Origin of the sequence: Paenarthrobacter sp. (genome assembly GCF_031180005.1) — a bacterium.
Classification (GTDB): domain Bacteria; phylum Actinomycetota; class Actinomycetes; order Actinomycetales; family Micrococcaceae; genus Arthrobacter.
Genome location: NZ_JAPSHI010000001.1, coordinates 335665 through 356450, shown reverse-complemented (window position 1 = coordinate 356450; position 20786 = coordinate 335665). Strand labels below are relative to the sequence as shown.

Below are 20786 nucleotides of genomic sequence, written 5' to 3'. Positions count from 1 at the left end.
GACGCTCCAAGCTAGTCTTTCACGGTGAACAATCCTGACACTGCCCAGCATTCCCACGCCGCCCCGGAAGCCGTGAACGGCACCGTGATCGGGCTCGACATCGGCGGCACGAAAACCCGCGGCGTGCGGTTCGAAGACGGATCGCCGGTCAGGGATGAGAGTGCAGGCAGCTCCAATGTCCAAAACGTTAGCCGTGAGGTCGCCGCGGCGAACCTTGCTGAGTTGTTCGGGAAAATCGGTGGCGGCCACATTGACCAGGTGTACGCCGGTGCAGGGGGGATTGATACCGATGAAGACGCCCAGGCGCTCGTTGACCTCATCGCACCCCACGCACCAGGTGCGCGCATCACAGTGGTTCACGATTCACGCCTGCTGCTGGCGGCCGGGGGAGCGAGCAAAGGCGTCGCGGTAATTGCCGGGACCGGCTCGGCCGCGTGGGGAAAGAACGACGCCGGAGAAGAAGCCCGGGCGGGTGGCTGGGGCTATCTCCTAGGGGACGAAGGAAGCGGCTACTGGCTGGGGCGAGAGGCCGTCCGGCATAGCCTGCGCCGGATGAACCAGGGCTTGGAGCCTGATCGACTTAGCCGTGCACTGATGGATTCCGTCGGTGTGGAGGAACCCGGCAAGCTGATCGCACTGTTCCACTCCCCGGACACTGGCCGCCGCTACTGGGCGCAGCAGGCCCGGTTGGTAGTGGAAGCTGCCGACGCCGGTGACGAAACAAGCCAGGCACTCGTGGAGCAAGCAGGCCGCGACTTGGCTGAACTCGCCGAACAGGCCGTCCGCCAACTGGGCTTGGACGGTCCGGTGATCCTCGGCAGCGGACTTGGCATGAACGTCCGGCGGCTCCAAGAAGCGTTCAAAGCCAAGCTGGCCGAAAGTGGTATCACTGATGTGCGCATTCTTCAACAGGATCCCGTGTTCGGCGTCCCGCGCCTCGTAGCGGAGCAGCGGGCCTAACCGTATAGAACCTAGCCGCGGGTTCGTGGCCGCAGCTTGACGCCCGGCAGCGGCGGGGCCGGAATGCGGCCAGCCTCCGGTCCTGCATCAGGACCATGCCCGGGGACAAAGCCGAAACGTGAGCTGGCGGCAGCTTCGTCGTCGAGCAATCCTTCGGCTTCCCACTCCTCACGGGCCTTTTCCACTTCCTCATGCGTCCTGCCCACGAAGTTCCACCACATGAGCAGGTCTTCGCCGAACGGTTCGCCGCCGAGGAGCATGAATCGGGTGTCCGGTTGCGCTTGGACGGCAAGGCTGGACCTGCCGGCCCCCAAGTAGGCCAGAGGACCAGCCTCGATGTCCTGGCCGTCGATCACGACCTGGCCATCCAGGACCAGTACGGCGTGCTCAAAATCAGGCCGCAACGGCAATTCAAAGGACCCGCTGCCCGTGATATCGGCACCAACAATCGGGCTGAACATCGTGGCGGGGGAGCGCTGCCCAGCGAATTCGCCCACCATTACGGTGGCCGTAAATCCTTCGCCCACGGCCACCGGCAGGTCCTTGACCTGGTCAAATGACGGCGCACGGTGCCGGTGTTCCTCCGGAAGGGCAACCCACAGCTGGAGTCCTCGGGACATCGGAATTTCTTCCACCAGCGGACTGGAGCCCGTTTCGGTAGTGGCCCGAAGGACGGAGAACTCGGAATGGGAGATGCCATGGCCAGCCGTCATGATGTTCAGCTCGCCGGGCCGGACCACTACATCGCTACCCACACTGTCGCGATGCCGCACGGCGCCTTCCAGGGGCCACGTGACAGTCTGAAGTCCGCAATGGGGATGGGGAAGTACGCTCATGGCCACCCGGTCCGGCCCGAAACTGTCCAGGAAACACCAGGCACCCACAGTTGGCAGTCCCCGCTGGGGCAGCGTCCTCATGACGTTCATGGCGCGCACGCCACCCAAGGGAACCTCACGCTCGGGCCACAGTTGAACGCAAGGCCCTTGCCCCTCCGGCGCCGCAGGGCAGACTTCCTGTGCGGGGGAAGTATCAAGATTGGTCATGCGATCATCACCTGTGCATAAATGTTGGATATTGAGCTAATCTGTTCCATGTGAACAACGCGCTCCTGAGCTACCACGACGCCGTCCTTTACCGTTCGGGTGAACCGTATCGCATCCTCGCCGGAGCCATCCACTACTTCCGTGTTCACCCGGATCTGTGGCAGAACCGGCTGCGTCGTCTTAAGGCGATGGGCGCTAACACGGTGGACACGTATGTTGCCTGGAACTTCCACCAGCCTAAGCGCGAGGAGGCGCCGGACTTCAGTGGCTGGCGGGACTTGGGACGCTTCCTTGACCTCGCGGCCGAGGAAGGGTTGGACGTCATTGTCCGCCCTGGACCGTACATCTGCGCAGAGTGGGACAACGGCGGCTTCCCGGCCTGGCTGACCGGTATTCCCGGCATCGGCCTGCGCTGCATGGACCCGGAATTCACGGGTGCCATCGAGGAATGGTTCGATCAGCTCCTCCCGATCATCGCCTCACGGCAGGCGTCAGCGGGCGGTCCTGTGGTGGCCGTTCAGATTGAAAACGAATACGGCAGCTACGGCGACGACCACGAGTACATCCGCTGGAACCGCCGCGTGCTGGAGGATCGCGGCATCACTGAGCTCCTGTTCACGGCCGACGGCGGCACGGACTATTTCCTCGACGGCGGTTCCATCGAGGGAACCTGGGCGACCGCAACGCTGGGAAGCCGGGGCGACGAAGCAGTGGCTACGTGGCAGCGACGCCGGCCTGGTGAGCCGTTCTTCAACGTTGAGTTCTGGGGCGGCTGGTTCGATCACTGGGGCGAACACCATCACCACCGGGATGCTGAGGACGCCGCGTTGGAAGCACGCAAGATGCTCGATCTCGGTGGCTCAATCTGCGCTTATATGGCCCACGGCGGGACTAACTTCGGCCTCACTTCCGGCAGCAATCACAATGGCACCATGCTGCAGCCGACGGTTACCAGCTATGACTCAGACGCGCCCATCGCCGAGAACGGCGCCCTGACGCCCAAGTTCCATGCCTTCCGCAAGGAATTCTTCCGGGCACAGGGAATTGAGGACCTACCCGAACTCCCTGCGGAGTTGTTGGCTGAGGCACCGGCACTTCCGGCGCAGTCCTTTCCTTTGACCGCAGGGCAGGACCTGCTCGAGCTTGTACGGGATGCCGGCAAGCCTGTCAGCAGCGTTAGGCCACTGAGCTTCGAGCAGCTGGGACTCGACGCCGGAATGGTGCTCTACGCTGCCGAAGCCATCCTTCCTGGCCGTCCGGACGCTCCCTCGGAGAGCCGGCTGAAAATCACTGGCCTGAATGACCGTGCCTACGTGTGGGTGGATGGCACGTTTGCAGGTGTCTTGGACGACGTCAACGGTTCCGAGGGATTGCCCGTCAGTGGCACCGGCCACCCTGCCAAGCTTGAGATTCTGGTCGAGAACCTCGGCCGCATCAACTACGGACCCCTGACGGGCCATGGGAAGGGAATTCTAGACGGCGTCCTCGTCAACCAGCGCTACACCTTTCACTGGACGCAGACACCTATTGCCCTCGCAAACTGGACGCAGGAAGACCTCGAGGGGTTGGCAGGCGTTGACTTCGAGGTTGGGCAACCGGCCGACACTTACCTTGCCTTGCCCGACTCAGGGAAAGGCTTCGTCTGGCTCAATGGCTTCCTCCTGGGCAGGTACTGGGAGAAAGGTCCCCAGGTGACGCTCTACGCACCCGCTCCTCTGCTTAAAACAGGCCGAAACAGCATCAAGGTGCTGGAACTGGGGAAACCAGGGACCGTCGTCGAACTTCGCGAAGCGCCTGACTTGGGTCCCGTAGAAGCGGGTCCGATCGCGGCGGCCGAGCTTCCGTAGGGTCCGGACTTTTATGCTGATTCCATGACGCTGCAGTTTGATACCCGCCCAGCCGCTTACGCCGTGATTGTCCAAGAGGGCAAGATCCTGCTGGCGTATTGGAAGCAGGACGGCAAGGAAGGGTGGACGCTACCGGGCGGAGGCTTGGATCTGGCAGAGCATCCGGTGGACGGCTGCCGGCGTGAAGTCTACGAGGAAACCGGATACGAAGCCCGAATCGATCGCATGCTGGGTATCGACGTCGGCCACTGGCCTGCTGATATCCGTCCCGACGGTTCGGTCAAGGATTTTCAGGCCCTCAGGCTGGTCTACGAGGCAACGGTGGTGGGCGGAGAACTCACCCACGAAGTGGATGGGAGCACCACCCACGCCGCATGGATACCTTTGAAGGACATCAGGAGGCTTAACCGGGTGTCGCTGGTGGACACGGCGCTGCGCCTGCATCGGGAGCGCCCGGCCGATGGAAAGCTGAGCCAAGCCACGGGCAGCTGAGCTACAAAACCTAGCCAAGAGGCCCGATGTTGGCTACGCTGAACATCGTTGCCGGCTGACCAGCTGCCGGCCCGGATGCCGAGGAGGTGGATTTGATGATTGCCACGATCTTGCGCGCCCCGCTCTCAGTTGCGGTGCGCAGTCATCAGCCCATCATTCCCGCCCCGGCAACAGCCTGCCAAAACTAGGCGGCCGGGCCTCCTCAGAGGCATTTCATTGAACACTTACGCTTCTTCAAGCGACCCTTCTTTTACTTCCACCAAGCAGGTCCCTGCTCGCCAATCTCACGCCACTCACCAATCCAACGGACCAGTGGAGTATGGCTTCACTGATAAGGTCGCGGAGCTTTTCTGCGCCCACGGCAGCCCGGAGAACCAGGAAGCAGCCACCCCCGGCCGCGTAGTGCGTCTGGACAGGAACCGGGTGCTCGTAGCATCAGCCGAAGGTCTCCTGCATTTGCCCTATCCCAAGCACGGGCTTGTTCCGGCCACCGGGGACTGGGTTTGGCTCGGCCACAACAACGCCGGCGAACCTGCCGTCGTCGAGGTCCTTCCCCGATATTCGGCGTTGAGTCGTAAGCGGGCCTTTGAAGCCTCGTCGGAGGAACAAATCCTGGGCAGCAACATCGACATTGTTGCGGTGGTTGTCCCCGTGGACCGTCCGCTGACCCATAATCGACTTGAACGGACGTTGGTGGCTGCCTGGGATTCCGGTGCCACGCCGCTTGTGGTTATCACCAAGGCGGACCTCGCCCACCTCGCGGACGACGTCGTGGGGGAAGTCATCCTTCAGGCCGCGGGCGTTGACGTCGTTACCACCTCCGCGGAGCAAGGCGATGGCCTCGACGAATTGATGCAGCGCATTCCTGAAGGCGCCACCTTGGTTCTCCTGGGTCCTTCCGGTGCCGGGAAATCGACGCTTATCAACGCCCTCGCGGGGCGTGAGCTCCAGCAGACAGGAGAGGTCCGGGCAGGCGACGGCAAGGGCAAACACACCACCACCTCGCGGGAGTTGGTACCTCTGGCGGGCGGCTCCGTGCTGATGGATACGCCGGGAGTCCGCGGGTTCGGGCTCTTCGACGCCGACGAGGGCATGGACGAGATGTTCGGCGACCTGGAGGAGCTCTTCTCACGCTGCCGCTTCACGGACTGCGTCCACCAAGCTGAACCAGGATGCGCTGTCCAGGAGGCGCTCGCGGAGGAAACCCTTGATCCCAGGCGCTGGGCCAGCTACCTGAAGCTGCAACGGGAACTGGCAGCCTTGGCCAGGAAGCATGACGCGGCTGCCCGCCGCGCCTACCAACGCGAATGGCACCAAAGGGTGATGTCAGCGGATCGCGGCCAGCGTGCAGCGGAACGATACAAGCACGATCAAGCCGAGGAACGGACCGGCAAGGGAGGCAAACGACGTAAACGTTGAACATTGCCGATTCATTACGGAACTCGTGGCGGCGCTGACATCGTCGGTGGTGCTGGCTACGCTGGGTGAAGATTGCTTTGCAGCCAAGTAATAAGAGTGCATATGATCATCTGGCTCTACCGATGTTCTCCACCACAGATAGGTAAGCCCGGGTATGGCTGAAGCCATGATTGAGTTCAAGAGCGTCACCAAGCAATACCAGGGCGGGCAACCCGCGGTGGATGCCCTCACTATGTCCATCGACAAGGGCGCCATCACCGTGTTCGTTGGTCCCTCGGGCTGCGGAAAAACCACTTCCCTGCGCATGATCAACCGGATGGTGGAGCCCACCAGCGGAACCATCACCGTTGCTGGTGAGGATGTCTCCCAGGTTCCTGCGGCCAAGCTCCGCCGTTCCATGGGCTACGTCATGCAGTCATCGGGCCTTCTTCCGCACCGTTCCGTATTGGACAACATCGCCACCGTTCCACGGCTCAACGGCGTACCTAAGGCGGCTGCGCGGAAACGCGCGGAGGAACTGCTCGACGTCGTCGGGCTGGCTTCCGTCCTGGGCAAGCGATACCCGTCACAGCTCTCGGGTGGTCAGCAGCAGCGCGTCGGAGTTGCCCGGGCGCTCGCTGCTGATCCACCGGTTCTGCTGATGGACGAACCTTTTAGCGCAGTGGATCCTGTGGTCCGTGACGAACTGCAGCAGGAACTTCTGCGTCTGCAGCGGGAACTGGCCAAGACCATTGTGTTTGTCACGCACGACATCGATGAAGCCACTGTTCTTGGCGACAAAGTGGCTGTTTTCGCCGTTGGGGGCAAACTGGCGCAGTACGCGGCCCCGGAAGAGATTCTTCGGGCGCCTGCGAATGACTTCGTAGCCTCCTTCGTAGGACGCGACCGTGGCTTCCGACACCTTGCTTTCAACGCCGCAGACGCCGTGACCTTGCACCCTGTCACCATGGTGAGTCCCTCCGACGGCCACCACGCGGGCCGCCAATCGGGGGAGTGGGCGCTGGTTGTCGACGACGATTCCCGGCCAATGGGGTGGTCTTCACCTCGGGATGGTGCCGGGTTGATTCCGGGAGGTTCGCTCTTCCGCAAGGGAGATACGCTGCGCCGCGCGCTGGATGCAGCGTTGTCGTCGCCGTCGGGCCTCGGCGTTGCGGTTGACGACGACGGCCGGGTGGCCGGAGTCCTGAAGGCGCCGGAAGTCCTGGCACTTATCGAAGAAGTCCGGCACCACAGGGAGGACGCCACCTGATGGAGTGGTTCCTTGCCAACAGTGGCATGGTCCTGGGGTTGGCCGGTCAGCACATGGTGCTCGCGATCATTCCCATGATCCTTGGCCTGCTGATTTCGGTCCCCTTGGCCCAGCTGGCCAGGCGCAACAGCACGCTCAGGTCAGTGGTGGCAACAGCAACCTCATTGCTGTACACCATTCCCTCACTGGCCCTCTTCATCATTCTTCCCACCATCCTCGGCACGCGGATCCTGGATCCGCTGAACGTGGTGGTGGCACTGACCATCTACGCCGTGGCATTGCTGGTCCGTGCCGCGATGGACGCCTTCGACTCCGTGGATGATGACCTCCGAAACGCTGCCGTTGCCATGGGTTTCAAGCCCCTGGCCCGCTTCTTCCAGGTGGACCTTCCGTTGTCTTTGCCTGTGCTGTTCGCAGGACTTCGAGTGGTGTCAGTCAGCAATATCTCATTGGTGAGCGTGGCGGCCCTGCTTGGTGTGGGCAACCTTGGGGTTCTGTTCACTGACGGCCTCCAACGCACGTTCATTACGGAAGTTGTGGTGGGCATCATCGCGATTCTGGTGCTGGCCCTGCTGATGGACGCAGTTCTGGTGGTCTTGGAACGGCTCTTGACGCCATGGACCCGCGCGGCACGTGGAAGTTCGTCGCGTCCGGACGCCAACGCCCTGCTCACCGAGCCCAAAACCGGACCCGCGAAGCCGCACGCTAGCCTCCGCCCCGACCCGGGAGCGTCCGCATGAACATCTTTGCTGAAACCATTGCCTGGCTGACAAACTTCAGGAACTGGACCGGCAGCGGTGGAATCCCCACCCGCTTGCTGGAGCACCTGCAGTACAGCGCACTGGTGCTACTTATCGCCGCCGCCATTGCAGTGCCAATCGGTCTCTACATCGGGCACACCGGGCGCGGCCGCGTTGTCGCAGTGGCTGTCGCCGGAGCATTGCGTGCCCTCCCGACGCTCGGTTTGCTGGTCCTTTTCGCGTTGCTCGCCGGCAGTGGCTTGATGCCTCCAGTGTGGGCGCTGGTCATCCTCACAGTGCCGCCGCTTCTGGCCGGGACCTATGCCGGCATTTCCAGTGTTGATGCCACGGTGGTGGACGCTGCCCGGGCCATGGGCATGAGCGAACTTCAGATCCTGTTCCGCGTGGAACTGCCCAACGGACTGCAGGTGATGTTCGGCGGTATCCGGACCGCGGTTCTGCAGGTCATCGCAACAGTCTCTGTGGTTGCCTACCTGCCGTTGGGTGGGCTTGGCCGATACTTGTTCGACGGCCTCGTCCTGCAGGATTTCCCAAGAATGCTCGGAGGCTCCCTGCTCATCGCCGGGTTGGCCATCGCAGTGGACCTGATCCTGGCCGGCGTGCAGAGGCTTGTCGTCTCGCCCGGCCTGACCCTCGACTCAAGCGGTCGCCAGAAGGCAGCCGACGATCTCACAGCCGCGGTTCCTGCCGGGGCTGCCGTTCAAGGAGGTACACCATGAAAAACCCCGTCCCCATGACCCTTACGCGCCGTGGTCTTGGCGGCCTCGCCGCTGGACTGGGTGTGGCCCTCGCCTTGAGCGCATGCGGCGGCAGCCCCTTGGCCACGCCCTCCACCGCGGCACCCGGCGGTTCCACCGAGGGAGGCTCACTGGTGGTTGGTTCCGCAGACTTCCCGGAGAGCCAGGTCATCGCAGAGATTTATGTTGGCGCCCTCAACGCGGCTGGTCTCACTGCCACATCCAAGCCGAACATAGGCTCGCGCGAGATCTACTTCAAGGCCGTCCAGGACGGCTCCGTGGACCTCGTTCCGGATTACTCCGGCAACCTTCTCTCCTACGTGGACACGGAGGCTACTGAGGTATCTGCCGAGGACGTCTACAAGGCGCTCCCTGGCAAGCTTCCGGAAGGCCTCGCGGTCCTGGAGCCGGCCAAGGCCGAGTCCAAGGACGCCATGGTGGTCACCAAGGCCACGGCGGAGAAATACCAGCTGAAGTCCATCGAGGACCTGGCCAAGGTCTGCAAGGACTTCACCATGGCTGCACCGGCCACGTTCGAGACCCGTGCCTACGGCTTCCCGGGACTAAAGGCCAACTATGGTTGCGAGCTCAAGGGCCTGCAGCCCTTCAACGACGGCGGTGGCAACCTGACCCTCCAGGCTCTCCTGGAGGACAAGGTTCAGGTGGCGGACATCTACACCACCACGCCGTCCATCGCAGATAACGACCTCGTCGTCCTGGAAGATCCGAAGAACAACTTCAAGGCACAGCAGGTCCTGCCGTTGGTCAAGGAAGCCAAGATGACGGACAAGGCCAAGGAAGCGCTCAACAACGTTTCCAAGATCCTTACCACCGACGACCTGATCAACCTGAACCGCGCAGTAAGCGGCGACCAGAAGCAGTCGCCCAAGGATGCCGCAGCCGCATGGCTGAAGGACAAAGGCATCGTCAAGTAACACCTGAACAAAACCGCGTACGACGGCGGTGACGGACCCGGGCGGGACCGTCACCGCCGTCGTCGTATGTGTGAGTCAAGTCTCAGCTGAACTCCATCACCCGTGTGGCATATTTGAGGGATGGCGAATTTCAAACAGTCCACCAAGCTTCATAATGTCCTCTACGACATCCGTGGACCGATCCTTCAGGCCGCCCAGCAAATGGAAGCGGAGGGTCACCGGATCCTCAAACTGAACATCGGAAACCCGGCCCCTTTTGGCTTTGAAGCGCCTGACGCCATCTTGGTGGACATGATCCGCCACCTGCCCAACGCCCAGGGCTACAGCGATTCCCGTGGCATCTTCTCGGCCAGGACCGCCGTCTCGCAGTATTACCAAACGCGCGGCATCCAGAACATCCACGTCGACGACATCTACCTCGGCAACGGTGTCAGTGAGCTCATCACCATGTCCCTCATGGCGCTCTTGGACGACGGTGATGAAGTGCTGATTCCCACGCCGGACTACCCGCTGTGGACGGCTTCCGTGGCACTTGCCGGCGGCCGCCCCGTGCACTACCTCTGCGACGAAGAGTCCGGATGGCAGCCCGATCTTGAGGACTTGAAATCCAAGATCACGCCGCGGACCAAGGGCATTGTGGTGATCAACCCCAACAACCCCACCGGCGCCGTCTACCCGGAGGAGACCCTCAAGAAGATAGTCGCGTTGGCAGAGAAGCATGGACTGGTTCTCTTCGCTGACGAAATCTACGAGAAGATCCTCTACGAAGACGCAGTTCACGTTAACCTCGCCGGGCTTACCGGTGATGACGTCCTGTGCCTGACGTTCAGTGGCCTGTCCAAGGCCTACCGCGTCTGCGGCTACCGCGCGGGTTGGATGGCGATCTCCGGGCCCAAGAAGGACGCCGCCGATTACCTCGAGGGCATCAACCTCCTGGCGAACATGCGCTTGTGCGCCAACGTACCTGCACAGCACGCCATCCAAACCGCGCTCGGCGGCTACCAGAGCATCAACGATCTCATCCTTCCCGGCGGCAGGCTCCTGGAGCAGCGCAACAAGGCGTACGACCTCCTGAACGCCATCCCCGGTGTCAGCACCCAGCAGGCCAGGGGCGCCCTGTATCTGTTCCCGAAGTTGGACCCAGAGGTGTACCACATCAGGGATGATGAGAAGTTTGTCCTGGACCTGTTGAAAGAACAGAAAATCTTGGTCTCCCATGGGCGCGCGTTCAACTGGGTTCGTCCGGATCACTTCCGAATGGTCACCTTGCCCAACGTCAAGGACATCGAAGAAGCCATTGGTCGCATGGCGGACTTCCTGTCGAGGTACCCGGGCAACTAGCCTGAGGTCCATAGCCGCGCCACGGGGGCGCGGCCGGGCAGAAAGGCATGCCAATGGCTGCAGTTGAGTTCGCCAAAAGTCCGGCCGAAGTACTGAGGGTGGGGTCGGGGTTTTCGTTGGCAGGCGTAGACCCTGAATCCACCCCCGGCTATACGGGCGTCAAAGCTGACGGCCAGGCGCTGCTGGCCGCCCAGGACGCGCGCCTTGCGGAACTGCAGGAGAAACTCTTTGCAGAAGGGAAATTCGGTAGCCCCAAGCGGCTCCTGCTCATTCTTCAAGCCATGGATACTGCGGGCAAAGGCGGCATTGTCAGCCACGTTGTAGGAGCCATGGACCCGCAAGGCGTGCAGCTGACCGCTTTCAAGGCGCCGACGGACGAAGAAAAATCGCACGACTTCCTCTGGCGGATCGAAAAACAAGCCCCTGCCGCCGGAATGGTGGGTGTTTTTGATCGTTCACAGTACGAGGACGTCCTGATCCACCGCGTCCATGGCTGGGCTGACGCTGGCGAACTGGAGCGCCGGTACGCAGCGATCAACGACTTCGAGTCACGTCTCCACGAGCAGGGAACCACCATCGTCAAAGTCATGCTCAACATTAGCAAGGACGAGCAGAAAAAGCGTCTTATCGCCCGCTTGGACGATCCCGGTAAGCACTGGAAATACAGTCGCGGCGACCTCGCGGAACGTGCGTACTGGGATGACTACATGGACGCGTACAGCACTGCGTTCGAGAAAACGTCAACCGACATCGCACCTTGGCACGTGGTGCCCGCCAACAAGAAGTGGTACGCCCGCATCGCCGTCCAGCAACTGCTGTTGGATGCCCTGGGTGGTATGCAGCTGGAGTGGCCCAAAGCCGACTTTGATGTCGCCGCTGAGCGCGCCCTCGTGGTGGAGTCCTAAGCCGCCTCCATCAGGGATATCAGTCGGAGCCGGCGGCAGCACCGCCGTCGCTGCTTGCATCACGGGCCGTGGCCAGACGCTTGCGTGCGCCCTCAAGCCAGTCCTCGCAGCGTTTGGCCAGTGCCTCGCCACGCTCCCAGAGCGCCAGTGATTCTTCCAGGCTGGCACCGCCGGCCTCCAAGCGCCCTACTACGGCCACGAGTTGTTCGCGGGCTTCCTCGTAGCTCAAGCTGTCCAGGGTATCCGGTGCCGTTGGATTGTTCTCAGTCATGATGTCCTTTGATGTGGTGGTGGCGGTGGTTTCAGCAGTCTTAGTGTTCGACGAGTTGTCCTTGGCCGGCTGAGACAGCTCTGAAACGGCCCTCAGCTACGCGGATACTCAGCGGCGTCCGGTCTGGTGCTTCCTCTGGGCTGCTCACCACGTGGTGCCCCACCTGGTCCTCGCCGAGGAGCTGCACAACGGCATAACCGCGGTCCAGTGTTTTTTGGGGTGAGAGGGCACGGACCTGTGCACGCAAGTGGTGGACTTGGTCCAACGCCCTGAGGACCGCGGTGCTGACCGCTGAATGGGTCCTGCGCTGCAAGCGGTGGATGTCTTCGGAGCGGGCGTCCACCATTGAAGCAGGAGTGGCCAATACGGGCCGCGATCTCAGCGCATGAAGTCGATCCGTCTCCCGGTCCACCATGCGGCTGATACTTCGGCGGAGATGGTCCCGGGCTTGCCGAACCATGGCCAGTTCTTCGGCCACGTCCGGAACTATGCGCTTGGCCGCGTCAGTGGGCGTTGACGCACGTAAGTCCGCCACATCGTCCAGAATCGGACGGTCGGCTTCATGGCCGATCGCACTAACAATCGGAGTGGTCGCTGCCGAGACGGCTCGAATGAGGTCTTCATTGCTGAAAGGCAGGAGATCTTCCAGCGCGCCGCCACCGCGGGCGAGGACAATGACATCCACGTGGGGGTCGGCATCCAGTTTCTTTAGGGCCGCGATGATCTGCGAAACGGCGGTGTTGCCTTGGACAGCCACTTCGCGAACGTCAAACTCAACTGCGGGCCAACGCAACGCTGCATTGCGAAGGACGTCCTTCTTGGCATCGGAATCCCGACCGGTGATCAGGCCAATGCGGTGGGGGAGAAGCGGGAGCTTGCGCTTCCGGGAATCTGCGAACAGGCCCTCTGCGGCCAATGCTTGGCGCAGCCGCTCAATCCTTGCCAGCAGGTCACCGAGCCCTACCGGACGAATGTCCTTAACCGACATATTCAGGCGCCCGGTCTTGACCCAGAAGTCCGCCTTGACCAAGGCAACCACCCGGGAACCCCGTTCCAGGGGTATCTTCTGGCGGTCAAGCACCGTTGACCAGACCGATGCCGGTAGTGAAATTTCTGCGTCAACATCACGCAGTGTCAGAAAAGCATTACCACCCCGGCGGTTCAGTTCAATGACCTGACCCTCGATCCACGCGGCCGGAGCCCGCTCTATGTGTGCTTTGAGCTTTCGGGACAGCAACTGGAGGGGCCAGGGATTGTCCGGGCTGGTTTCGGCGGCAGTCCCCGGCAGTGTGGATTCCGGTGTCGCTTCAGCGGACATGGGGAGTCCATGCCTTGTTCGGTCGCCGTGTTTGTTCCTGCATGGTCATAGTCCTCGCTCAGGGGTGCGGCTGTGGTTGCCAACCGGCCTTCCAACTCTATCCATAGCTTGGGCGACGCCTCCGACATTTTTTCTGCCATGTGGACAGACCTAGGATGGTGCCATAGCCCCCGAGCCTGAGGATGACCTTGCGTACTTTTGTTTCAGCATTGGGAGTGATCCTCGCCGTACTCCTCACCGCCGTGGCCGTTCCAATGGCGTGGGTTGACCAGAACATCGTCAAAGAAGAGGGCTTTGTCCGCATAGCAGGTGAACTAGGCAACGATCCGGAATTCCAAGACCGCCTGGCCGCGGCCGCTGTTGGAACCTTCGAGTCCTCCGTGGATCTTCCAGGACCTATCCAGTCCTTGGCGGCCGACGCGCTCCGCAGCGCTGCATCGGGCATGCAATCGTGGAGCGACTACCCTCAAGCGTGGGAAGAGACAGTACGCAACAGTCACAGGTTGAACTTCGGCGCAGCGAACCAACCTGAGGAGGCCGCCACCACCACTGCCCTGGTCCTTGATATCAGCCCTTTGGTTCGGCTCATTCGTGATCATTTCGCCGAGGCCACCAGGATTCGGATTGATGTTCCAGCGGAAAGTCTGGTGTCTTTGGGGGAGCCCTCCCACCGCCAACTGGTGGAGCGGGTGGCGGCATTCGCGCCCCTGTGGTGGGTAGCCGCACTCGGTGCCCTGATATCCGTGCTCCTGGCGCTTGTCGCCGCACGCCGGCGGTCCTTGGTGCTGGTCTTCCTCGGACTGGGCGGCTTGGCACTCGCTGCTCTCTGGACGGCCGGGGCGGACCTTGCCGGCGGAGCGGTTGGCAAGCTGTCCAGCGCCAATGGTGTGGCTGAGCTGTTCAAACAGGAGTTCCTCACAGCAGCCAGGACGGGCTTCGGGGAGTGGATCCTCATGGCAGCGGTGGCGTCCGGTGGAGTCTTTGTGGTCGGCGTCATAGCTTCCGTTGTGTCAGGGCGACGAGGGTCACGTTCGGCCAGCAGCTAAAGTCCTGCCCGATAGCAGGGAGGCAAAGTCCGGCCCGGTAGCATGGAGGAATGACCAGCACAGCAGTTTCCATTCCTATGCCCACGGTGCCCCGTAGACGCCGTTCCCCGGAAGAGGTTCAGGCAGCGGCGCCCGTCACGGGCCCCAAGAAGGTTCTGTTGGCGGCTCCCCGCGGTTATTGCGCCGGCGTGGACCGGGCTGTCATTGCTGTGGAGAAGGCCCTGGAGCACTACGGCCCTCCCGTTTATGTGCGCAAGCAGATCGTTCACAACGTGCACGTGGTCAGTTCCCTCGAGGAACAAGGAGCCATCTTCGTCGAGGAGACCGACGAGGTTCCCGAAGGTGCCCTGGTCATCTTCTCGGCACACGGTGTCTCTCCTGCAGTGGTCCAATCAGCCGAGGACCGCGGACTGCGCACCATCGACGCGACGTGCCCACTGGTGACTAAAGTCCACAAGGAAGCTGTGCGCTTCGCCAAGGAAGACTACGACATCCTGCTCATCGGCCATGAAGGCCATGAGGAAGTCGAAGGAACCGCCGGTGAGGCCCCGGAGCATATCCAGATCATCAACGGACCGCACGAGGTAGACAAGGTCACCGTGCGGGATCCGGAGAAGACCATCTGGCTTTCGCAGACCACTCTCAGTGTGGACGAAACCATGGAGACGGTTCGCCTCCTTAAGGACCGGTTCCCCACGCTGCAGGATCCGCCCAGCGATGACATTTGCTACGCCACCACAAACCGTCAGGTGGCCATTAAGAAGATCGCACCGCAGGCTGACCTCGTTATCGTTGTGGGTTCGGCCAACTCGTCCAATTCTGTGCGATTGGTTGAGGTAGCCCTCGAATATGGTGCTAAGAGCTCGTACCGAGTGGACTTCGCCAATGAAGTGGATGAGTCCTGGTTCGAGGGCGTTGCCACCGTGGGTGTGACCTCCGGCGCTTCTGTACCTGAAGTATTGGTCAAGGATGTTCTGCGGCTTCTGGCCGACTACGGTTACGGCGAGGTCCAGGAAGTGGTGACGGCAGAGGAAGACCTGCTTTTCTCGCTTCCCAAGGAACTGCGGGCCACTTTGAAGAAGGCCGGCGACGTGACACGTGCCCTTGGCGGCCGTGGAACCCGAGAGACCTCCTAGCCCTGACTCCTACAGACTGGCCCGCCGTGGTCGCCATCCCAAGGAAGGCGACCACGGCGGGCCAGTTCGTTAAGAGAGCACTTACGCCTAAGCAGCTGACTCTTGATCGTCGCTGTCCTCGTGGTCGCTGGAGGAGTCCTGATGCCCGAAGGTGTCGACGGCCAGCAGTTCCGGGGCTGCCAGAGTGCGGGGAACAGCCTCCACGGACATAGGCGCGGCAAGACCAGCATCGTCCATAGTGTTGAGCTTGCGCGCGGTCGGGAGTACCCGAGCCTCCAGCGTTCCCACCATGGCGTTGTAGCGATCCACGGATGTCTTCAATGAGCTTCCCAGCTTGCCGACGTTCTCGCCAAGTGTGCCCATGCGCTCGTACAGTTGCTTGGCGAGCTCGAACAGCTCGTGGGCGCTGTCCGTTAGGACGTCCTGTCGCCAGGTGAAGGCAACCGACTTGAGGACCGCCAGCAAAGTCCCGGGCGACGCCAGAACCACGTTCCTGGACAAGGCATGTTCAAGCAAGGCCGGATCGGCTTCGAGGGCTGACGCCAGAATGGACTCGGCGGGAAGGAAGCAGATCACCAGCTCCGGGGAGTTCCCCGGGATATCCCAGTACTTCTTGGCCGCCAGGGCATCGATGTGGGCCTTGAGCGCCTTTGCATGCTGTGCCAGCAGTGTCTTGGAGTCATGGCCGATGGCGGGTCCCACCGACTCGCCAAACGAGCCATCTCCGTGGAGTTGTTCCTGCGCGGCAAGGTAGGAAGCCAGCGGTACTTTGGCATCCACTACCAGTTGCTTACCCCCGGGAAGCTGGACCACCAGGTCCGGCCGCAGGGTGTTGTCGCTACGTCCGGAATGAACCTGCTCATGAAAATCCACGTGCCGGAGCATTCCCGAAGCCTCCACCACCCTGCGGAGCTGAACCTCGCCCCACTGGCCGCGGGCGCTGTTGGAACGGAGCGCTGAGGCCAGAGCATGGGTTGACCGCAAGAGCTGCTCGTCGGACGAACGCGCATCCTGAAGTTGCTGGGCGAGTTGCCCGTACTGCTCCACCCTGTCCCGTTCGAGGAGCGAAACCTGTTGCTGGACCGCCGTCAGCTTTTCGGCCACGGGAGCTAGCGCACGCAGGACGCTGCCATCAGAATTTCTTGCTGCGTTCAGCTCACGGTTCTGTGTAAACAAAAGCCGGCGTTCGGCATCGGCCGCTGCCAGCTGTGCCGTCACCTCCGAAAGCCGTGACGAAACGGCGTCGAAGTCTTCTTCCAAGCCGGCGCCCCGGCGTCGGAAGACAACATAGCCGGCCGCGAGGCCAACCGCAGCGCCAATCAGCAGCATGAGCAGGGCCAATACCAATCCAAATCCATCCATGTGGCAACCCTGTCACAGGGGTACGACAGTTTTAGCGAGGCTGCAGCTGCAGGCACGGATTGGGGGAGGGAACAACCGCGGACGTGGTTCCAACGGGTAGAATCAATGCTCGTGGCTCTTACTATTGGCATCGTCGGACTGCCCAACGTCGGCAAATCAACTCTTTTCAACGCACTGACCCGTAATCAGGTGCTCGCTGCGAACTATCCGTTCGCAACGATTGAACCGAACGTCGGAGTGGTCAACCTGCCCGATCCCCGCCTGGCGAAGCTGGCAGAGATCTTCGGTTCGCAGAAGTTGCTTCCCGCTCCCGTGTCCTTCGTGGACATCGCCGGCATCGTGAAGGGTGCCTCGGAGGGCGAAGGCCTGGGCAACAAGTTCCTTGCCAACATCCGCGAGGCAGAGGCCATTGCGCAGGTCGTTCGTGTGTTTGACGATCCCGATGTGATTCACGTCGACGGCAAGGTCGATCCGCGCTCCGACATGGAGACCATCAACACCGAGCTGATCCTGGCAGACCTTCAGACCATCGAAAACGCGATCCCGCGTATCGAAAAAGAAGTCAAGATCAAGAAGCGCGAAGCAGCCGAACTGGCCGCAATCAAAGCAGCGCAGGCAGTTCTGGAACGCGGCGATACCATCTTCTCCTCCATCAAGAGTGACAAGCTGGAGATGGGGCACCTCAAGGAGCTCGGACTTCTCACTGCCAAGCCCTTCATCTACGTCTTCAACGCCGATGAAGGCATCCTGGGTGACCAGGAAAAGCAGGACGAGTTGCGTGCCCTGGTTGCTCCCGCAGATGCCGTATTCCTCGACGCCAAGCTCGAAGCCGACCTCGTTGAGCTGGATGAGGAAGAAGCCCGCGAGATGCTGGAAATGAACGGCCAGAGCGAGTCCGGCCTTGATCAGCTGGCGCGCGTTGGTTTCCACACGCTTGGCCTGCAGACCTACCTCACGGCCGGCCCCAAGGAAACCCGCGCCTGGACCATTCGCCAGGGCGATACCGCACCGCAGGCGGCCGGTGTGATCCACTCTGACTTCCAGCGCGGCTTCATCAAGGCCGAGGTTGTCTCCTTCGATGACCTCATCGACGCCGGTTCCATGGCCGAGGCAAAGTCCCGTGGCAAGGTCCGCATCGAAGGCAAAGAGTACGTGATGGCCGACGGCGACGTGGTGGAGTTCCGCTTCAACGTCTAGAGAAATCAGGCCCACTCCACTTTTGTCTGGTTTCAAGCGGAGCGCCGGTAAGTTCATGTCGTGAATTATCCACATAGCGCAAATTGGCTGTCCTGCAGTGCTTGAGCCTCGGCAACACTTGGTGAATGGGAATCAGATATTACGCATATGCATTCGACGGCGACGTTACTGACCAAGTGCTTTCCGACCCAAGGAGCGTGGTGTCGGCCGATCCGCTTGCTGACGCCTGGGGCCTCGAACCTGGCGTCAGGATCAGTCGTACTACCTTCGAGCAAGCTGTATGTGAGCGCGACATGCTTTACCTGGACAAAGCGTGGCGGCATTTGCAGGTTCTCACTGCGCCATTGAGGGCCGGCATAACGGCGCGACCGGCTTTTCGTATGTTTGAAGGCAGCATCACGATGCATGACGAAGGCTGGGATCCGTGGGTGCGCGCCCTGACACCATCCGAGGTTTTGGCGATCGCCCAAGACTTGGACGAGGTCTCTGACGGGGAAGTGGGGCTGAGGTTGCCGGTTTCGTCGCATGTCGATCGGGACCGTGAGGTCGACTATGCCGTTGGCTATCTTCGGCGGGCGCGAACCTTCGCCAAGAATCTGGCTGACGATGGGCGCGGCATGGTCTATCTGATCGGGTAGCGATGACCTGGGCGGCGCTTGCCATGGTCGCGGAGTCCGAGGTTCTTGCCAGTTTCGAGTCAAGGAACGAAACTACGACCACAGGGATAAGTTGGGACGTTCAGGGGTGTCGCTACCGTTTGTCTTTCGTTCCGAGGTTGACGCGTCACTGACGCTCGTCCACTTACGTGCAGTGTTGCCGGCAGTCACTGGCCGCGCTGACTTGCCTATGGGTTGCTGGCTAATGCACGAAATGACCAGTCAGCGCTCGGATAGAACGGATTTGTCTTGATTGTGAGGACTCGCTTCAGCTTGAGAGGCTCGCGCATTCCGTATATAGGGAATGCCAAGATGCATCGATTTGTTATCAGCTTTGGCGCTAGGCTTTTGGACTCCTGTGCCAAGATGGTATTAGGAACTGCGCGGGAGGAGTGTAACGACGTGCACGAAAAATCTCAGCAAACCGCCGAACTACCTGCTGCCCAGATTGCACAGTGGTTCGTTGTTCAGGCACAGGGGGACCCAGAGCAGGACCTAAGTAACCTGAAGTTGCAGAAGCTTGTCTACCTCGCCCAGAGTCGTTTCATGCATGAAACGGGCTGCTCGTTGATAAGGGAAGCCATCCAGGCATGGGACCACGGGCCGGTTGTGCAGCCGCTTTATCGTCAGTACAGCGCCTTTGGAAACAAGTCCATACGCGTAGCTGAGCCCCGTGCTCCACGCGAGCTAGGTCCTGAGGTCCTGGCAACACTGGAGTGCGTTTGGAACTACTTCGGGGGCTACACGGCTTCTAAGCTTCGCAACATTACACATGCAGTGGGTCCTTGGCCGCAGCATTTCCGAGAGGGTGAGAGAAACATCGTGCTGCCTAACGATGAGATCGCCGACTCTTGGACTGAATTCGAACGTTTCGCCGAGCCTGGGATAGTTGCAAAGACTGACGATTACAAAAGCGCATTGACGAGATACGCATCCATCTTCAAAGCAACCCCAAGAGAACCGATTGTGGAAGATGCCGAGACGGTGCGCCGTGAGCTTCGGGGGACGGAGCATCTTCGGAGATCAGCGGCGGAAGCCTGCCGTTGACAGCAGCATTCCCAACGCCTATTCGTCGCGGTTACGTTTACTGGGTTCCCGACGAGCAAGTTGCACTACCACCGGAAAACCACCGAACGTCCCATTCTCGACGCCCCGTCATCGTTCTTACAGGGGACCACAAGAACGACGATGGGCATTGGCCGGTAGTAACCGTATGTCCGGTGTCATCTGGGGCACAGAACAGCGAGTACGACATTAGGATTCCTGCAAATACAGGAGGACTGCCTTCCAAGGGCTGGGCACGTGTCTGCCTTGTCCAACCGATGGACAAGCACTTCATTGGTGAGAGGATAGGCCAGCTCGACGCGAAGCTTGTTGATCAAATAATGGCGAATTACTTGGGCTACCTAGGCGCCTACTGAGGCCCGCGTAGCAGATTCCCGGAGGGTTGGCGAAGTCGGCATTTTGAGTTTCCTAGCGAAGCTTGACCGCGCAGGTTGAATAAAGCCTCCCCACGATATGAGCGACCCGGAGAGAACAGGAGCCGCTCATATTGGTCCTTTAGGTGACTATTACCTCCGCTCCATTGCTGCCGTTGCAGCCCGAAAGCTTCGGGCAGTCTTGAAGCCTACGAGTAGTCGGACCTAACATCGGCGGGGAAGCTGAAGCTTGAGTCAGAGATGACGAGGCTATGAACCGCAACACCTGCACAGCCACCCAGTAGACCGGACGTAGGGACCGAGCCAAACGCGCTCCGGCCAGAGGTTAGCCCGCATGGAGTCCGCCGGGGGTCCGCAGGGATAGCGATTTGGAGAGGATCAGCCAACGCCGAAGAGTCCTAGAAATCCATGATTGCGGCGGCCGCAGCAGCCCACTGATATGTCCGGTGCGTACCGCTTCTACGTGTAGAGCACACAAATTTCGAAGGGCCCAGGTTCAACAGAACCGGGGCCCCTTTTTGTGCCCAAATCGGTCCTGTCCTGCTGTCAGACAGCGAATATTACCACCGAGTAGCGTTTGACTTGAAATCCGCGCCGGTATAGGCATCTGGAGGTTGCGGAACGGTTACAGTTTGGCCAGCTTGTCCCAACATCTGGACACAATGTGGGTAG

General features: G+C 61.1%; 20 protein-coding genes. 16 read left to right on the top strand and 4 right to left on the bottom strand.

Annotated features, from left to right (window positions below; translation table 11 throughout):
* Positions 1-24 precede the first annotated feature (24 nt).
* Complete coding sequence (locus RIF72_RS01610) at positions 25-960, top strand: BadF/BadG/BcrA/BcrD ATPase family protein (protein WP_309073147.1); 936 nt, start codon at positions 25-27, stop codon at positions 958-960.
* A gap of 11 nt (positions 961-971) precedes the next feature.
* On the opposite strand, the gene RIF72_RS01605 is transcribed toward RIF72_RS01610, so the two are convergent.
* Positions 972-2003, bottom strand: coding sequence for a pirin family protein (locus tag RIF72_RS01605; protein WP_309073146.1), 1032 nt, complete (start codon positions 2001-2003; stop codon positions 972-974).
* A gap of 50 nt (positions 2004-2053) precedes the next feature.
* Here RIF72_RS01605 and RIF72_RS01600 point away from each other — a divergent pair, with 50 nt between their 5' ends.
* The 9 genes from RIF72_RS01600 (at position 2054) to RIF72_RS01560 (ending at position 11689) form a co-directional block, all read left to right on the top strand.
* Positions 2054-3850, top strand: coding sequence for a beta-galactosidase (locus RIF72_RS01600; RefSeq protein ID WP_309073145.1), 1797 nt, complete (start codon positions 2054-2056; stop codon positions 3848-3850).
* 24 nt (positions 3851-3874) lie between these two features.
* Positions 3875-4342, top strand: coding sequence for an NUDIX hydrolase (locus tag RIF72_RS01595; RefSeq protein ID WP_309073144.1), 468 nt, complete (start codon positions 3875-3877; stop codon positions 4340-4342).
* Positions 4343-4558: 216 nt separating this feature from the next.
* The gene (rsgA, locus tag RIF72_RS01590) at positions 4559-5761 is read left to right on the top strand and encodes a ribosome small subunit-dependent GTPase A (RefSeq protein ID WP_309073143.1); all 1203 of its coding nucleotides are present in this window, start codon (positions 4559-4561) and stop codon (positions 5759-5761) included.
* A 154-nt stretch (positions 5762-5915) separates the two neighbouring features.
* A complete protein-coding gene (locus RIF72_RS01585) occupies positions 5916-7010 on the top strand; it encodes an ABC transporter ATP-binding protein (RefSeq protein ID WP_309073142.1) in 1095 nt (364 codons plus the stop codon).
* Positions 7010-7750, top strand: a complete 741-nt coding sequence (locus RIF72_RS01580; RefSeq protein ID WP_309073141.1) for an ABC transporter permease — start codon at positions 7010-7012, stop codon at positions 7748-7750. Before RIF72_RS01585 ends, RIF72_RS01580 begins: the two co-directional genes overlap by 1 nt.
* Positions 7747-8490, top strand: coding sequence for an ABC transporter permease (locus RIF72_RS01575; protein ID WP_309073140.1), 744 nt, complete (start codon positions 7747-7749; stop codon positions 8488-8490). Before RIF72_RS01580 ends, RIF72_RS01575 begins: the two co-directional genes overlap by 4 nt.
* Entirely contained in the window at positions 8487-9443 is a 957-nt protein-coding gene (locus tag RIF72_RS01570) for an ABC transporter substrate-binding protein (RefSeq protein ID WP_309073139.1), read from the top strand. The genes RIF72_RS01575 and RIF72_RS01570 overlap by 4 nt, the downstream gene beginning before the upstream one ends.
* Positions 9444-9563: 120 nt before the next feature.
* On the top strand, positions 9564-10784 hold the full coding sequence (locus RIF72_RS01565; protein ID WP_309073138.1) for a pyridoxal phosphate-dependent aminotransferase: 1221 nt from the start codon (positions 9564-9566) through the stop codon (positions 10782-10784).
* Between the two features lie 53 nt (positions 10785-10837).
* Entirely contained in the window at positions 10838-11689 is an 852-nt protein-coding gene (locus RIF72_RS01560; RefSeq protein WP_309073137.1) for a polyphosphate kinase 2 family protein, read from the top strand.
* A gap of 19 nt (positions 11690-11708) precedes the next feature.
* Here the strand turns inward: RIF72_RS01560 and RIF72_RS01555 are convergent, their stop codons facing one another.
* A complete protein-coding gene (locus tag RIF72_RS01555; protein ID WP_309073136.1) occupies positions 11709-11960 on the bottom strand; it encodes an exodeoxyribonuclease VII small subunit in 252 nt (83 codons plus the stop codon).
* A gap of 40 nt (positions 11961-12000) precedes the next feature.
* A complete protein-coding gene (gene xseA / locus RIF72_RS01550) occupies positions 12001-13278 on the bottom strand; it encodes an exodeoxyribonuclease VII large subunit (RefSeq protein WP_309073135.1) in 1278 nt (425 codons plus the stop codon).
* Between the two features lie 182 nt (positions 13279-13460).
* Here xseA and RIF72_RS01545 point away from each other — a divergent pair, with 182 nt between their 5' ends.
* Positions 13461-14324, top strand: a complete 864-nt coding sequence (locus RIF72_RS01545) for a hypothetical protein (RefSeq protein ID WP_309073134.1) — start codon at positions 13461-13463, stop codon at positions 14322-14324.
* Positions 14325-14374: 50 nt separating this feature from the next.
* Positions 14375-15460 carry a 4-hydroxy-3-methylbut-2-enyl diphosphate reductase gene (locus RIF72_RS01540; protein WP_309073133.1) on the top strand — a complete coding sequence of 362 codons (1086 nt, stop codon included), beginning with the start codon at positions 14375-14377 and terminating at the stop codon, positions 15458-15460.
* Positions 15461-15547: 87 nt separating this feature from the next.
* On the opposite strand, the gene RIF72_RS01535 is transcribed toward RIF72_RS01540, so the two are convergent.
* The gene (locus RIF72_RS01535) at positions 15548-16822 is read right to left on the bottom strand and encodes a DNA recombination protein RmuC (protein WP_309073132.1); all 1275 of its coding nucleotides are present in this window, start codon (positions 16820-16822) and stop codon (positions 15548-15550) included.
* 111 nt (positions 16823-16933) lie between these two features.
* Between RIF72_RS01535 and ychF the strand changes: the two genes are divergently transcribed.
* The 4 genes from ychF (at position 16934) to RIF72_RS20070 (ending at position 20096) form a co-directional block, all read left to right on the top strand.
* Positions 16934-18019 carry a redox-regulated ATPase YchF gene (gene ychF / locus RIF72_RS01530; RefSeq protein WP_026005753.1) on the top strand — a complete coding sequence of 362 codons (1086 nt, stop codon included), beginning with the start codon at positions 16934-16936 and terminating at the stop codon, positions 18017-18019.
* 125 nt (positions 18020-18144) lie between these two features.
* Positions 18145-18657: a DUF1877 family protein gene (locus RIF72_RS01525; RefSeq protein ID WP_309073131.1), complete on the top strand. Its 513-nt coding sequence runs from the start codon at positions 18145-18147 to the stop codon at positions 18655-18657.
* A gap of 330 nt (positions 18658-18987) precedes the next feature.
* Positions 18988-19722, top strand: coding sequence for a type II toxin-antitoxin system antitoxin SocA domain-containing protein (locus RIF72_RS01520; protein ID WP_309073130.1), 735 nt, complete (start codon positions 18988-18990; stop codon positions 19720-19722).
* Positions 19719-20096, top strand: a complete 378-nt coding sequence (locus RIF72_RS20070; RefSeq protein WP_375164186.1) for a type II toxin-antitoxin system PemK/MazF family toxin — start codon at positions 19719-19721, stop codon at positions 20094-20096. The genes RIF72_RS01520 and RIF72_RS20070 overlap by 4 nt, the downstream gene beginning before the upstream one ends.
* Positions 20097-20786: the final 690 nt, after the last annotated feature.